Annotated in this window: 16 protein-coding genes and 2 tRNA genes; 4 read left to right on the forward strand and 14 right to left on the reverse strand. The window is 55.7% G+C overall.

What is annotated here, in order from left to right:
• Positions 1 to 14: 14 nt before the first annotated feature.
• Entirely contained in the window at positions 15 to 209 is a 195-nt protein-coding gene (locus Q0955_RS04885) for a DUF3553 domain-containing protein (RefSeq protein WP_299420629.1), read from the reverse strand.
• 29 nt (positions 210 to 238) lie between these two features.
• On the opposite strand from Q0955_RS04885, the gene Q0955_RS04890 reads away from it, so the two are divergent.
• The gene (locus tag Q0955_RS04890; protein ID WP_299420632.1) at positions 239 to 835 is read left to right on the forward strand and encodes a histidine phosphotransferase family protein; all 597 of its coding nucleotides are present in this window, start codon (positions 239 to 241) and stop codon (positions 833 to 835) included.
• Between the two features lie 60 nt (positions 836 to 895).
• Here Q0955_RS04890 and Q0955_RS04895 read toward each other — a convergent pair whose 3' ends face one another.
• The 8 genes from Q0955_RS04895 to Q0955_RS04930 all read right to left on the reverse strand — a co-directional run bounded on the left by Q0955_RS04895 (position 896) and on the right by Q0955_RS04930 (position 7,622).
• The gene (locus Q0955_RS04895) at positions 896 to 2,164 is read right to left on the reverse strand and encodes a glutamate-5-semialdehyde dehydrogenase (protein WP_299420635.1); all 1,269 of its coding nucleotides are present in this window, start codon (positions 2,162 to 2,164) and stop codon (positions 896 to 898) included.
• 67 nt (positions 2,165 to 2,231) lie between these two features.
• The gene (proB, locus tag Q0955_RS04900) at positions 2,232 to 3,338 is read right to left on the reverse strand and encodes a glutamate 5-kinase (RefSeq protein ID WP_299420638.1); all 1,107 of its coding nucleotides are present in this window, start codon (positions 3,336 to 3,338) and stop codon (positions 2,232 to 2,234) included.
• Positions 3,326 to 4,378, reverse strand: coding sequence for a GTPase ObgE (obgE, locus tag Q0955_RS04905; RefSeq protein WP_299420641.1), 1,053 nt, complete (start codon positions 4,376 to 4,378; stop codon positions 3,326 to 3,328). The genes proB and obgE overlap by 13 nt, the downstream gene beginning before the upstream one ends.
• Positions 4,379 to 4,433: 55 nt before the next feature.
• Positions 4,434 to 4,973, reverse strand: a complete 540-nt coding sequence (locus Q0955_RS04910; RefSeq protein ID WP_299420644.1) for a GNAT family N-acetyltransferase — start codon at positions 4,971 to 4,973, stop codon at positions 4,434 to 4,436.
• A gap of 13 nt (positions 4,974 to 4,986) precedes the next feature.
• On the reverse strand, positions 4,987 to 5,580 hold the full coding sequence (locus Q0955_RS04915; RefSeq protein WP_299420646.1) for a LysE family translocator: 594 nt from the start codon (positions 5,578 to 5,580) through the stop codon (positions 4,987 to 4,989).
• Positions 5,581 to 5,661: 81 nt separating this feature from the next.
• The gene (gene rpmA / locus Q0955_RS04920; RefSeq protein ID WP_108890078.1) at positions 5,662 to 5,931 is read right to left on the reverse strand and encodes a 50S ribosomal protein L27; all 270 of its coding nucleotides are present in this window, start codon (positions 5,929 to 5,931) and stop codon (positions 5,662 to 5,664) included.
• A 23-nt stretch (positions 5,932 to 5,954) separates the two neighbouring features.
• Complete coding sequence (locus tag Q0955_RS04925; RefSeq protein ID WP_283424788.1) at positions 5,955 to 6,557, reverse strand: 50S ribosomal protein L21; 603 nt, start codon at positions 6,555 to 6,557, stop codon at positions 5,955 to 5,957.
• 195 nt (positions 6,558 to 6,752) lie between these two features.
• Entirely contained in the window at positions 6,753 to 7,622 is an 870-nt protein-coding gene (locus Q0955_RS04930; RefSeq protein WP_299420655.1) for a DUF2059 domain-containing protein, read from the reverse strand.
• A gap of 106 nt (positions 7,623 to 7,728) precedes the next feature.
• Here Q0955_RS04930 and Q0955_RS04935 point away from each other — a divergent pair.
• Positions 7,729 to 7,818: transfer RNA gene (locus Q0955_RS04935), tRNA-Ser, on the forward strand.
• Here Q0955_RS04935 and Q0955_RS04940 read toward each other — a convergent pair.
• The 5 genes from Q0955_RS04940 to Q0955_RS04960 all read right to left on the reverse strand — a co-directional run bounded on the left by Q0955_RS04940 (position 7,819) and on the right by Q0955_RS04960 (position 12,085).
• A complete protein-coding gene (locus Q0955_RS04940; RefSeq protein WP_299420658.1) occupies positions 7,819 to 8,868 on the reverse strand; it encodes a hypothetical protein in 1,050 nt (349 codons plus the stop codon).
• Entirely contained in the window at positions 8,858 to 9,868 is a 1,011-nt protein-coding gene (locus Q0955_RS04945; protein WP_299420661.1) for a HupE/UreJ family protein, read from the reverse strand. The genes Q0955_RS04940 and Q0955_RS04945 overlap by 11 nt, the downstream gene beginning before the upstream one ends.
• Entirely contained in the window at positions 9,865 to 10,632 is a 768-nt protein-coding gene (locus Q0955_RS04950; protein ID WP_299420663.1) for a peptidylprolyl isomerase, read from the reverse strand. Before Q0955_RS04950 ends, Q0955_RS04945 begins: the two co-directional genes overlap by 4 nt.
• Positions 10,633 to 10,996: 364 nt before the next feature.
• A tRNA-Asn gene (locus Q0955_RS04955) sits at positions 10,997 to 11,071 on the reverse strand.
• Positions 11,072 to 11,182: 111 nt separating this feature from the next.
• Positions 11,183 to 12,085, reverse strand: coding sequence for an MBL fold metallo-hydrolase (locus tag Q0955_RS04960; protein ID WP_299421058.1), 903 nt, complete (start codon positions 12,083 to 12,085; stop codon positions 11,183 to 11,185).
• A gap of 53 nt (positions 12,086 to 12,138) precedes the next feature.
• On the opposite strand from Q0955_RS04960, the gene Q0955_RS04965 reads away from it, so the two are divergent.
• Together Q0955_RS04965 and Q0955_RS04970 are read left to right on the forward strand one after the other, a co-directional pair.
• Entirely contained in the window at positions 12,139 to 13,461 is a 1,323-nt protein-coding gene (locus Q0955_RS04965) for an ATP-binding protein (RefSeq protein WP_299420666.1), read from the forward strand.
• Positions 13,462 to 13,521: 60 nt separating this feature from the next.
• A complete protein-coding gene (locus Q0955_RS04970; protein WP_299420669.1) occupies positions 13,522 to 14,220 on the forward strand; it encodes a GGDEF domain-containing protein in 699 nt (232 codons plus the stop codon).
• Positions 14,221 to 14,299 lie beyond the last annotated feature (79 nt).

Here is a 14,299-nt window from a genome sequence, read left to right on the forward strand (position 1 = left end):
ATTTGTTAACCTAATTACGTCTCTGTGGCAGGCATCAACAGAACTCGTGATCCATCGATCACAACCTTGCCGGCCTCTCGAAAGTTCACGGTTATTTTGCCGTGAATGTTGGATTGTACCTGCCCAAGCCCCCAATCGGGTTGCGCGGGGTGGGTTACCAACATACCTGGTTCGAGGAAGGCGTTAAGGTCAGAATTTGGATCGCTCATCAGGCGCTCATGCAGTAAAGGAAAGTTGCATGTCACATAATACGGATTTCGCAGCATTGGTAGGGTCGCGAATTTGCCACGACTTGATCAGCCCGGTTGGCGCGATTGGCAACGGGTTGGAATTGATCGGGCTGACGGGCGATGCAAAAGGCCCAGAGATGGAGATGATCTCCGACAGTGTGAACAATGCCAACGCGCGCATCCGCTTGTTTCGTGTGGCCTTTGGCCAGCCAAGTGATGCGCAGATGGTTGGTGAAGCCGAAATTCAATCCATTATCCAAGGGCTTGCCCCCAGCTCTCGTGTGTCGACTTATTGGGAAGTTGAGGGCGCGGTGTCCCGTTCAGAACTGCGTCTCGCGTTTTTGGCAATGATGTGTTTTGACACCTCGATGCCTTTTGGCGGCACCGTTACTGTGACCAAAGAAGGCGACCAATGGCTTTTGCTAGCGGAAAGCGAAAAATTGCGTGCGGATACCGATCTTTGGGACCCAATTGGCAAAGGTGAGATCCCGGCTGACCTTGTGCCTGCCAAAGTGCAATTTGGCCTATTGCCTCAAGGTGCAGCGTTGCTGGATCGGACTTTGGCGGTGCAGGTCACTGATGTCAGCGTGGAAGTGACATTCTAAACAAACCTACACAAAAAAAGGGCGCCCAATGAGGCGCCCTTTCTCATAGGAAGGCTTGTCTTAGGCGCGCGTCGTGCCGTCGCCTTCGACCAGATATTTGAAGCTGGTCAACTGCGCGGCCCCTACGGGGCCACGGGCGTGCATTTTACCGGTGGCAATGCCGATCTCCGCACCCATGCCAAATTCACCACCGTCAGCAAACTGGGTGGAGGCATTGCGCATCAAAATGGCACTGTCCAGCCGCTCAAAGAAGCGCGCGGCTGTGGCGTCATCTTCGGTCAAAATGCAGTCCGTGTGATTGGAGCCATACTGGCGGATGTGCGCAATGGCGGCATCCACGTCCGCAACAACTTTTGCCGCGATGTCCATGTCGAGGTATTCTTTGCCCCAATCCTCTTCCGTGGCCGCGGTGGTGCGACCTTCGATAACCGGAAGCGCTGCATCGCTGTGCAGCATAACGCCAGCTTGCGCCAGAAGGGTGAGCACCTCAGTGCCCAGACCGTCAACAATATCCTGATGGATCAAAAGACATTCCGCCGCACCACAAATACCGGTTCGGCGGGTTTTGGCATTGAGCACCACGTCGAGGGTTTTCTGTGGGTCTGCATCTTTGTCGATATAGATGTGCACAATGCCTTCCAGATGTGCAAAAACCGGCACACGGGCTTCGCGTTGCACAAGCCCAACAAGACCTTTGCCGCCGCGTGGCACAATCACATCCACGGTATCAATCATCGTCAATAGTTCCTGAACCGCCGCACGGTCGCGGGTGGGCACCAACTGGATGGCGGCCTCTGGCAGCCCCACAGACTTCAACCCGTCGACCAAGCACGCGTGGATCGCACCGGAACTGTGAAAGCTCTCTGAGCCGCCGCGCAGGATTACCGCATTGCCGGACTTCAAGCAAAGCGCACCGGCGTCTGCGGTCACATTGGGACGGCTTTCATAGATCACGCCCACGACCCCCAAAGGCGTGCGCACACGCCGGATGTTGATACCTGAAGGCATGTCCCATTCGGTAAGTACTTCACCAACAGGATCATCTTGTGCAGCAACCGCGCGCAGGCCGGTGACAATGCCCTGAATGCGGTCTTCGTCCAGCATCAGGCGGTCCATCATGGCATCCGACAGGCCTTTGTCGCGGCCAAAGACGAGGTCTTTTTTATTGGCCTCAATGATCTCGGAACGGCGAGACCAAACGGCTTCGGCAGCAGCCTCCAGCGCGGCGCGTTTGGTTTCCGGCGGAGCAAAGGCCAGCTCCGCGCTTGCCGCTTTGGCGTTGTCGCCAATCTGGGCCATCAGGGCGGGGATGTCTGCGATGTCTTTCATCGGGTCGGTCCTTTGCTAGGGGTGGTAAATTTCGCCTTCGGCGAGGATATTTAAGGTCAAATGAAATCTAAAGCGCCAGATCATCCCGGTGGATGAGAGCTGCCCGGCCGGGGTATCCGAGCAAATCTTCGATATCCCGACTGTGGCGGCCTTTGATTTTGTCGGCCTCGTGAGAAGAATAAGCCGCCAGACCCTGCCCCAAACGATGGCCGGTACTGTCGTGGATTTCAATCGGGTCGCCGCGGCTAAAATCGCCGTTCACATTGGTCACCCCGGCCGGCAGCAGGCTCTTGCCGGACGTCAAAGCGTTGGCAGCACCGGCATCCACCACCAAAGCCCCTTGGGGTTTCATCGAGGTGATCCAGCGCTTGCGGGCCAGTTGTGGCGTGCCTTGCGCCAGGAACCATGTCGCGTTGGCACCATCTTCCAGCGCCTGAATTGGCCGCAGGGTTGAGCCTTCTGTGATGGCCATGTTGCAGCCGCCCACAGTGGCGGTTTTGGCGGCCATGAGCTTGGTGATCATGCCGCCTTTGGAGAGGCCAGACACCCCCTCACCAGCCATGGCTTCGATTTCAGGCGTAATCTCTTCAACCACCTCAAACCGTAGGGCGTTGGGGTTGGTCATGGGATTGTCGGAGTAAAACCCGTCCACATCCGACAGCAGAACCAAACTGTCTGCGCCTGTGGTCAGCGCAATCTGGGCGGCCAGGCGGTCGTTGTCACCATAGCGAATTTCGTCGGTGGCAACGGTGTCATTCTCGTTCACGATAGGCACCACGCCCAGCGTTAGCAACTGATCCAGCGTGGCACGCGAATTGAGGTATCTCCGCCGGTTCGCGCTGTCTTCTAACGTCACAAGCACTTGGGCCGTGGTGATCTGATACGGCGCAAGCGCTTCTTCATAGGCGCGAGCCAAACGGATTTGGCCAACGGCCGCCGCCGCTTGGGATTGATCCAGCGACAGGTCAGCATTGGGCAGATTTAGCGCACGACGGCCCAAGGCAATGGAACCAGAAGAGACCAACACCACGTCCGTACCACGGGCTTTCAGCATGGCAACATCTTCCGCCAGTGCTTTTAGCCAGTCTGCTTTCAACAACCCTCTGGTCCGGTCAACCAGTAGCGCCGACCCGATTTTGATCACAACCCTTTTTGTGTCTCTTAGGGTCGCCACGGCGCCTCTTCCTCATCCGAGTCTGCGGCTTCTTCGATTTTCTGGCGCAGCCGATCATCATCAATCTGCGCTCGCAGCGCCCGCAACACCTCTGTGGTGCCCTCATGGCTGGCACCGGACATCAAAAGGACGTCGCCGCCAACAACGGCTTCCAGCTCTTCCTTGAGGAATGCGCGCTCTTCAGCGTCCAGACTGTCAATCTTGTTCAGCACTGTCACACGGGGCTTGTCTGCCAAGATGTCCGCGTAGTTGGTGATTTCCTGCACAATGGTTTTGTAGTCTTCCAGCAAAGTGCCGGAAGTGCCGTCCACCAGATGCAGCAGAACAGCGCAGCGCTCGACGTGCCCCAAGAAAAGGTCGCCAAGCCCCCTGCCCTCACTGGCACCTTCGATCAAGCCGGGAATGTCCGCGACGACAAACTCCACACCGTCAACACCAACCACACCCAGATTTGGATGCAAGGTTGTGAACGGGTAATCCGCGATCTTGGGCCGCGCGTTGGACGTGGCCGCAAGGAAGGTGGATTTGCCCGCGTTGGGCAGACCCAACAAGCCCACATCCGCAATCAGCTTGAGACGCAGCCAGATGGTACGTTCCACACCCGGCTGACCGGGATTGGCGCGGCGTGGGGCCTGGTTGGTTGAAGACTTGAAGTGCAGGTTACCGAAACCACCGTTGCCGCCTTTGGCAAGCAGCACACGCTGTCCCACTTCGGTCAGATCGGCGATCACGGTTTCCTGATCCTCGTCCAGGATCTCGGTTCCCACAGGCACTCGCAAGATGATGTCGTCACCGGTCTTGCCAGTGCGCTGATTGCCCATTCCCGGTTGGCCGGACTTGGCAAAAAAGTGCTGCTGGTAGCGGAAATCGATCAGAGTGTTCAAACCCTCAACCGCTTCGGCCCAAACATATCCACCGTTGCCGCCGTCGCCACCATCGGGCCCACCATATTCGATATATTTCTCGCGCCGGAAAGAGACACAACCGCCCCCACCGCCGCCTGAGCGGATGTAGACTTTGGCAAGGTCGAGGAATTTCATGTCATTGGTCCTTTTGCGGCGCGTGTTGCGCTCATACCTTGCCAGGCGGCAAGGCTCAATCCAGTTTCAAACTATATGTCCAGGTTGGCACGGTGGCATCTCGCGCCAGAGAGAAGCTTTCAGCGTCACCAAGGTATTGAAACCCGCAATTGGTCAGCACTCGGGCCGAGGCCGGGTTGTCCTGAAACACCGAGGCAAAGATCGTCGTGCTGTTGAGTGGGTTGGCCGCAATCATAGCGCGGACCGCTTCTGAGGCCAGCCCCGTGTTACGGAAGGCTTTACCAATCCAATAGGCAATCTCAACCTGACCTTCGTCCACGCGGGTCAAACCGATCAGGCCCATAACTTCAGGTTGGCCATCCGCGCTGCCGTCGAATGCCCATACGTCCTGCGCACGACCGTCAGACTGCGCGCGGTTGATGAAGGCTTCGATATAGCCCGGCGGCAATGGGTGAGGAATAGATGCGGTCAGTCGCGCAAGTTCCCGGTCCGCAGTGTGCATCTCGATCAGACCTTGATCTGAACGGCGCAGGGGGCGCAAAACGAAACGCTCTGCTACAATAACAGGCTGATTGACGATGGTGTCCAATTTCATCGCGGTCTCCTCCTCAAAGAACCACATAGAGCACCGAGGCCACCGTCAAAGCGGCCAAAGTGCGCATCAAATATATTTCCGCGGGCTTGCCAGCCACAGTGCGGGCGATCCGGTCCCCGGCATAGGTCCAGATCGGATGAAAAACCGCCTGTGCCGCCAATAGGCAGAAAGCGATGGTTGCCGTCGCTTGCAAGGCAGGTGTCGCGGGCGTGACAAAATTTGTGAACCCCGCAACGATCATCGCCCAGGCCTTGGGATTCAGCGGATGCACCAGCAATCCGGCCGCAAAACCGGGCGGCTGCTCATTCTCGCCACTGTCGGGAGACAGCCGCAAATTGGAGACTTTCCACGCGAGCCAGCAAATATAGGCGGCGCTGATCCATTTGAGGGCTGCAAAGACCTCCGGAACCGCCTCGGCCAGCTCCATCAGGCCAAACCCAATCGGCCAGATGATCAACTGCTTGCCCAAAGCCACGCCCGCCACAAAAGGCAGCGCAGCCGTGAAGCCAAACCGCGCACCAGTAGCCAATAGCGCCATGTTCGCAGGACCAGGTGTGCCCACCTGACTTGCGGCAAAGATGCTAAAACTGATCACGGCGACGCTCATGGCGTGTCCCAAATCTCAAAAAGGAAAAAGGGCCGGCTGTGTCAGCCGGCCCCCTAAATGTTTCATAACCTTAAGGTCGGCTTACTCTGCGGCCTCCGCCACTGGCAGAACCGAAATAAAGGTGCGGCCTTTCAGGCCTTTGTGGAATTTCACGTTGCCGTCAACAGTTGCAAAGATGGTGTGATCTTTGCCCATGCCAACGCCTTCGCCCGGCCACATCTTTGTGCCGCGCTGACGCAAGATGATGTTGCCTGGAATGACGTTCTCGCCACCGTATTTTTTCACGCCAAGACGACGACCCGCGGAGTCGCGACCGTTACGGGAACTACCACCAGCTTTTTTATGTGCCATATCGTTGCTCTCCTATACTTCGCTTACTTCGCCAGTTCGGCTGCTTGCGCAACCCACTCAGGCTTCACTTTAACCGCATCAAAGCTCTCTACGTCAACTGCTGCCAGCTGTGCGTAAGAGGTGATGCCTGCGTCTGCCAGCTTTTTGGCTGCGGCCGGACCAACACCAGTGATGGCGGTCAGATCGTCAGCAGCGGCTGCGGCAGGTGCTTCGGCTTTCTTGGCTGCTTTGGCAGGTTTCGCCGGAGCTGCGGCTGCAGGTGCGGATACGGAACCCGAACCGATGGCAGCTTTAACGCCAGATTTGTCTGCGCCAGTGGCCAGAATGTCGGTGATGCGAACCAGAGTCAGTTTCTGACGGTGGCCCACGGTGCGCTTGGAGCTGTGCTTACGACGACGCTTCACAAATTTGATCAGCTTTTCGCCTTTGATCTGATCGATCACGTCGGCTTGTACAGCGGCACCTTCAACGAAAGGCGCGCCAACAACGGTGGTGTCACCGCCAACCATCAGCACGTCGTTGAATTGAATCTTTTCGCCAGCGTCTGCAGCCAGTTTTTCGACACGCAGGACGTCGCCTGCCTGTACTTTATACTGTTTGCCGCCGGTCTTCAGGACTGCGAACATGTCCTATTCCTTCGATCTTATCGCGTCCTTTGGTCCCGCAGCCCGAAAGCGTTGGCGTTTTTGGCTAATGCCACCTCAAACAGCGCGCCCTGGTATGGGCTGTGTTACAAAAAATCAGGCGCAAAGTGCATACTTCACGCCAGATGGGGGCTTATCCTGTGGAAAACTGTTCAAGTCAAGCCGTTTTTAAAGGGCTTATAGGTCCTGAACCGGCTGGATGTCGCCCATACGCAGCGCCAATGCTTCAAAGCGGTTGGACATGACTTCAAAATGCACGGCATTCATCAGCTCATACACAGTCATCATGTCGGGGTGCTCAAGGGCTTCGGTGTATTTGACCAATTCCTCTAGTGAGAAGTCGCGGTAGGTATATGCTGCATTGGCCAGCGAAGACGTCTCGATCGCGTCGGCCATCTCCTCCGCGTTCTCGTTCAACAGTGCGCGCAGCCCGTCTTCATCGGTGCGCAGGTCAATCACCCCGGCATAAGACGCTGCCAGGATGAAACGGACCTGAATTTCGGTCATCGCCTGCGGACCTATGTCATTTGGGTCAATCGCCACACTCATGCGGCGGAACAGATCAATGCGCGGATCGTCTTTGGCCTGTAGCTCGGCCAACATGGCGTTACCGACCAAGTCCTTTTCCTCATCATCCGCCATATGGCTGTCATTTTCGACCTCCACCAGGCGCTGGCCGAGATCGGAGGCATAGAATGCTGCGGCATGTGCCAACAAGTCATCGTCAAGCGTGGCCTCCAATATGTCGAGTGCCCGGCCCTGCATCATTTCAGTGTCAAACACATCCTCAGCAACGGCGGTCCATTGCGCTCCAAAATCACCTTGGTTCATACCCAGCAAATCTGGTGCGGAAGTTGCGGACAAGGCGATCGAGTCAATCGCCACGTCAAAACCAGTGACCTTCAAGAACGCTTGCACATGGTCCCGATCGGCCGCTTGTGCCAATGAAACCAGCACAAACAAGCTGGTCAGAGCCGACAATCCCAACAGGAACAACTGATTTTTGAGAGTATCAAACGGGGCCACGCGGGCAGAAGTCTTTTGCATGCCGTCAAGCTAAATCATTTGTTGCACAAAACAATACAAATCCCACTTGCGCCACATCACAATCCCGATTAAACGACGCCCTCACACAGACCACGGTCTATCGGACGGAGAGGTGCCGGAGTGGTCGAACGGGGCGGTCTCGAAAACCGTTGTGGGTGCAAGCCCACCCAGGGTTCGAATCCCTGTCTCTCCGCCACTATCCCTGCACTGGTATCAATCGGCTGATCTCCATCGCTTTGAGGGCCTCCAATGAGGGATCTTCGTCAAGGCCACTTTCGGGCACGTCCAGACCAGCGTTCGCCGCGATGGCAGAAAACTGCAGGGACACAACATAAGCCAACTCCGGATCAAACAGCACACGTGCGGTCAGAACGTCTTCAATTGCCTTGCGGAGATCTGCGTCGCCGGCCTGAAAATGCATGGCCAATGCCTGCACTAGGGCGCTGTGGGTGCTATAAGTGTGATTGGAACCGGACAAATGGCTCTCTGCCAGCCAACGCAGGCCGCGCTCTCCGTCCAATTCGACCAAACTCAATACATATGCGCCCAGCATATCACTCTCGTGAGCAACGCCTTGCGTGACCCTTGATTTTAGAAAACCACTTAACTCCTGTGTCCACTCGGAAAACCCCAAGAGAAGGATCCGGATTGCACGTAAGTCCATTTGACTTGTTACATCAAGCTGGGCCCGCAAACTGTTTGCATCAACCTCAAAGTCCAGCGCTTGCAACGTGGCGTAATCCGCCAAATCCAATTCTCTTAGAGCAAGCTCACGCGCACGCCTGTCTGCGTGATGCAATAGATCGGCAAAGAAGGTCGCGCGCGCACCGGGATCGTTTTGCCAATCCGGCAATGCTTCCCAGATGCCCTGCACCAAGGGCTCAATTGCCTTATCAACAGTAATCAGACGGTGCCACTCCTCGGTTTCCGGCTCCCTAGCAAACAATACACGCGCTTGCGGTTTTACGCGTAACAGTCTCCGCGTGGTGCTATCCACAAGAAAGGGCAGCGTACCAGCGAATGCCTCACCGCGGAGTTGATCGGTGATGGTGAACGAGAACGGCGTGGTCTCGGACGGCCGCGCCAAAACCACGTTGTCCGCCCATATAAGGCGCTCGACCAGCGTGGGTTTGGGCGCGTACCCATGAAATGCGCAAGGCATGGCCACGGTACCAAAACAAATCCCAATCAGAGCCAACCAACCAACTGACTTTGCGCGCACGTCGCTCAGGTGATCAAAAACCATAAATCCGTTCCGCAAGCCAAAAAGTAGCTATGCCACCAATCGTGTAGCCAGCAACCGCATTGGCTCGGCTGACCAATTGGTAAGACAGAAGATTCATGGTTTTCAGAAGCGTTTTCAAGCCAAAGTTGAGGAACAAAATCACAGCGACAAATACCAATTGGCCAGCCTCCACCCCCAGATTGAAGGTCAGCAAAGCCAGCGCAATGTCGACGTCAGGCAACCCGATATCCTGCAAGGCGCCGGCAAATCCCAATCCGTGGAGCAGGCCAAAACAAAAGGCGACCACCCAAGGCGCACGTTCTGACAGCCGCAAATGCATGTCGTCCCGTTTTAAAATTTCAATCGCCAAAAACACCACCGAGAGCGCAATGATCGCCTCAACCGGAGGGCCGGGAATTGACACATGCCCCAAAGCAGCAAGTGCCAGTGTTATACTGTGGGCTACCGTGAATGCCGTGATCGCGCCAACCAATCGGCCTTTGCTTCGGATCAACAAAACCAACGCAAAGACAAACAGAAGGTGATCCCAGCCTTCCAAGATGTGTTCGAACCCAAGCACCGCGTAAGTCCAGCCAACTTGCAGGTGACTCTGGGATATTGGAATTGCGAATTGCGGTTGTGTTGCCGTTAACCGGGATGTGGAAGGTGCCCCTTCAACGGGTTGAAACCGTACTAGAACATCCGTGTTCTGCCGACTTAAACCGACAATTTCTATGACCTCCCCCTGTAACCCAGCTGGACACAGTGCCGTCCACTGAGAATGCCAGGCGGCACCGTCGGACACAGGGACCGGCCCGGTGCTGGGTGTACATGAAGTAGGAAGTTGCACATGAATGTCCATCGGCACGTTGCGCACATCCGGCTTGCGCCAAAACACCGAAAAGACCCCCGCCTCCGTCTCTCGAATGTCCAGGTACCCAGGATCGAGTTCATGCGCATCGCCTTGCTGGGAAAACACCAGGAGACAGACAGAGAACAATAGGTAGCGAAGCCAACTCATTGGCCGATCCAGCTCTGCAACGTGTCCGCGTTGGGGCGAGACACATTGTAGGCCTCCAAAAGTGTGGCTTCCTGCGCCGCCCGCAAATCGTCAGCAAGTGCACTGCGCCAGTCGGCCAACACCAGATCTCGAATGTCCTCCAGAGACGGTGTTTGAGCGGGGATGTATTCATGCACCAAAACCACATGCACCCCGAAACCAGACTGTATCGGCCCTGACCACTGACCAATTGGGGCCCGTTCCAACTGTGCAAAGACACCTCGGCCAAAACTGCCATCCACCTGGTTGATCCCCGCGTTATTCACCACAGGTTGCAACATAGACGGTATCGTATCTTGCGGCGGCGCCTCGCCTGCATTCAAGGAGGCCAGAAAAACATCAACATCCAGGGTGTCCTCTGGCAATCCGATTTGCTCGAAACTGACCAAAGCCGGTGTTTGAAATTTAGAGGCGTGTTCCCGCAGGTGCTGTTCCAACACCGCATCCTCGGGAACCGCAGACTGCGCAGCAGACGTCATGAGAAACGCCATTTTTTGCACCAACCGATTGCGCACCACGCCGTCACCATTGTCCAGGCCAAGAGCACGGGCTTCGCGCACCAATACTTCGCTGCGCACATACTGATCCAGCAACGCCTGTGCCTCATCAGAGCTCGGGCCACGTTGCATCTGCGCGTGAAACCGAGAAGCGAGAGCGGAAAACACCTGCTCAGATACAACAATTTCGTTCGCTTCTGGAGCATCTATCTGCTCAGGTTGCTGCACGAAAAACCAACCAAAAATGGCGACTCCAAAAACAGCAAAGTGAAAAAATGGTTCTTTTAAAAGGGCCATATCGGTTCTCTAAATAGCGACAATCAGGGTCGTGATCCCTTAGAACTTGCCCCCTGTTGCAGTTGAAAATCAAGCCTTTCCAAGGCAGTGCCTGCCTGCCCAAAAGCCAGCAAAGTTACTTCAATTTGGCAGATCGTCCTGCTGAAGTGCGATGCCTATAGGGAGCCTTTCTCCTCATTAGGCAGCACATTTCTCGCCAACACAACATTGAACTTGAGCCTACAATACACCGCGATCCAAACTGATCGTCACAAAGCAAAAAAGCCACTAAGCAGTTACGCTTAGTGGCTTTTTATGGCTCCGGCGGTAGGGATCGAACCTACGACCAATTGATTAACAGTCAACTGCTCTACCGCTGAGCTACGCCGGAACATTTTGTATCTTTCAGAGTGTGTCTCTGAGGATGTGGCGGGGTATAACTTTGGTTTTCAGGGACGTCCAGAGGCTTTTTCAAAGTTTTTTGAATTTCCGCAAAAAAAATTTACAGAAGTTCGAAAACCGCCTCTGCGCGTAGATCCCCAGATGACGAAACTTGGCTTTTTCCTTGCAAATCAACGAGGTGCGCAAAGACGTTACGCGTGGCTGCCGGGAGCAGTGCCGCTGGCGTATCCTTGTAAATCAAAGCCGCAAGGGCTTTGGCAGTTGCCGGCCCCCGCTTGAGTGTCAACAGAATCTCGGCCTCGCGAGACTTGCGGTGTGCCATCAGCCAATCCAGCCGCTTTGCTGGGTTCTCAATGGGCGCTCCGTGGCCCGCATGGAACACCCGCCAGGGCCGCGCACGTAGCTTTTCGCATGAGGCCATGAAATCAGTCAGATCACCATCGGGTGGCGAAACCAACGAACTGGCCCAGCCCATTACATGATCGCCCACAAAACACATATCCGAAAAAGCAAAAGCAATATGGTTGCCAAAATGGCCTGGCGTATGAATCACCTCGAGCGTCCAATCCGTGCCATCGATGAGATCACCGTCAGCCATCAAAATGTCTGGAGCAAAATTGACATCCACGCCCTCCCCGCCTCCTGCCAGTCCGGTCTCGGCCAATTTCTGCATAACTACGCTGCGTCCTGCGTCCGGCCCACCAAAGGCCAGAATTGGCGCGCCGGTTTTAGCTGACAGCGCCGCGGCCAGCGGTGAATGATCGAGATGGGCATGCGTGACACATATATGCGTGATAGACTGCCCTGGCTTTATGGCCGCCAAGATCGCCTCCAAATGTGGCGCGCTGTCCGGGCCGGGATCAATCACCGCCAGATCAACCGTGCCAACGAGATACGTGTTGGTGCCACGAAAAGTCATTGGCGAGGGATTGGGTGCCAGAATGCGTCGCACCCTTGGCTCAAGCTCGACGGCAACGCCCGGTTCGGGGTTGAAAGCCAACATCTGCGCGTCCATGGTCTTCCTCTCTGGGAGTGGTCTTACGGCAAGGTGTACGCATGTTTTTTAAGTGGCTCAAACGCTATATGCCACGCAGCCTTTATGGCCGCGCCGCGTTGATCCTTGTGGTGCCGGTTGTGCTGCTGCAACTGGTTGTGTCTTTTGGCCTGATCACCCGGCATTTTGAAGGCGTCACCGAGCAAATGACCCACGCGGTGACCCGTGAAGTGTTATTGGTACTGGAAGGCGTCGACAACCAGGACGAGGTGCCGGAGGCCCTGCCCGTTGTGTTGAATGTGCTTGATATGGATATCGACTATATTGACGAAATCCGAGTCAAAGACACGCGCATTTGGTATGATTTCTCTGCCTTCATTATTTCCCGCGAATTTCGCAGATTCTTGCCCGGAGTGACAGCTGTTGAACTGGCGGAAAAAGGCCAAGTCCACCTGCATTTGCAGCGCCCTGAAGGCAATCTTGTCATCCGGTTCGACCGACGTCGCGTATCGGCCTCAAACTCCCATCAACTCTTTGTGAATATGGTGTTTTTTGGCGCGCTCCTGACGTTTGTCGCTTACCTTTATTTGCGCAACCAACTGCGCCCCATCAAGCGCCTGGCTGCGGCGTCTGAAGCCTTTGGACGGGGGCAAAATGTGCCGTATTCGCCAGGTGGCGCGGTAGAAGTGCGCGCGGCCGGGAGCGCGTTTCTGGACATGCGCGCGCGCATTGAGCGGCAAATTGAACAGCGTACGTTGCTCCTGTCGGGCGTCAGCCACGACCTGCGCACACCTTTGACCCGTTTTAAATTGGGAGTATCGCTGCTGGATGACGAGGACCGCGAACCTTTAGAGCGCGACATAGAAGACATGCAGCGCATGCTTGATGCCTTCTTGAGTTTTGCCCGTGGCGCATATGAAGACGACAGCGAACAGGTGGATGCGGTCGCATTTGTAGAAAATGTAGTTAAGGATTTTGCCCGATCAGGGGACGATGTGACCATTCACGAGCTTGATGGCCACGGAATGGTGTCGCTGCGTCCTGTGACTGTTCGGCGGGCAATCGAAAATCTGGTTGGAAATGCGGTGCGCTACGCCAATCGCGCCGAAGTGTCCGTTCAGATAACTGATCGCTATTTGCGTGTGCGCGTTGAAGACGACGGGCCCGGCATTTCGCCAGAACAACGGGAGGAGGCGCTCAAGCCTTTTGCGCGGCTGGAACCGGGGCGCAATCAAAACAAAGGTATGGGCGTTGGACTTGGCTTGTCCATCGCCGCGGATGTGGCCCGGGCCCATGGCGGAATCCTTCGATTGGGGCAAAGTGAACGACTTGGCGGATTGCGCGCGGATTTGGTTCTGGGGCGCTCTTACTCCCCTTCTTCTTAAAGGATTTTTAGCCCTGAGCAGGTAAGCCGGATAGGACCTTCTTGTTTCCGTGAGTCTGTGATGATCCGCACCCGCGCCCATCTTGCCTTTTTTGCCTTCGGGTGGACTGTGGTGGCTGTTGTGCTGAGCTTGGTGCTGTCTTTCACTGCACTTGGCTTCGCTCCAAGCCTGCGCAATGCAATTGTCGCAATGGCTGTTCCTGCAATTGTTACGCCTTTTGTATCTCTTCTGTCAGGGCGCATGATGATGAGATTGCATCGGATGTCGCAAAAACTGCAGCACGCCGTGGATCACGACGCACTGACCTCGACCGTGACGAGACAATATTTTTTCGATAAGTTACAAAGCCTTGACGGGGAAACGTCATCCACCATCCTGCTGATCGACATTGACCAGTTTCGCGACATCAACGACTCACATGGACATTATGTCGGGGACATTGTGCTGCGGGAAACTGCACATCGCTTAATCAATAACACGCGCCGAGATGACCTTGTCGCGCGCTTTGGGTGTGAGGAATTTATCGTGCTGCTGCCAGACACCACGCCAAAAGACGCACTGCATGTGGCCGAGCGCATGCGCGCCACTGTGGCACGCACCCCAATTCGTACTTCGATCAGCAAAATCCCCGTCACCGTCAGCATCGGCATTGGTCACTTGGGGCCAGACAGCGACTGTAAAGTGGCGATGCAGGAAGCGGATGATGCTCTTTACGCTGCCAAGACCGCAGGCTGCAACTTGGTCAAATCAGCGGCCTGATCCTCCGGCATATCCTTGCGTGCGCAACTTTACAGCCTGAACTGGAACGGATAGCTGTCGTGCAATAACAGGCGACCGA

The organism is uncultured Shimia sp., assembly GCF_947493595.1.
Classification (GTDB): Bacteria; Pseudomonadota; Alphaproteobacteria; order Rhodobacterales; family Rhodobacteraceae; genus Shimia.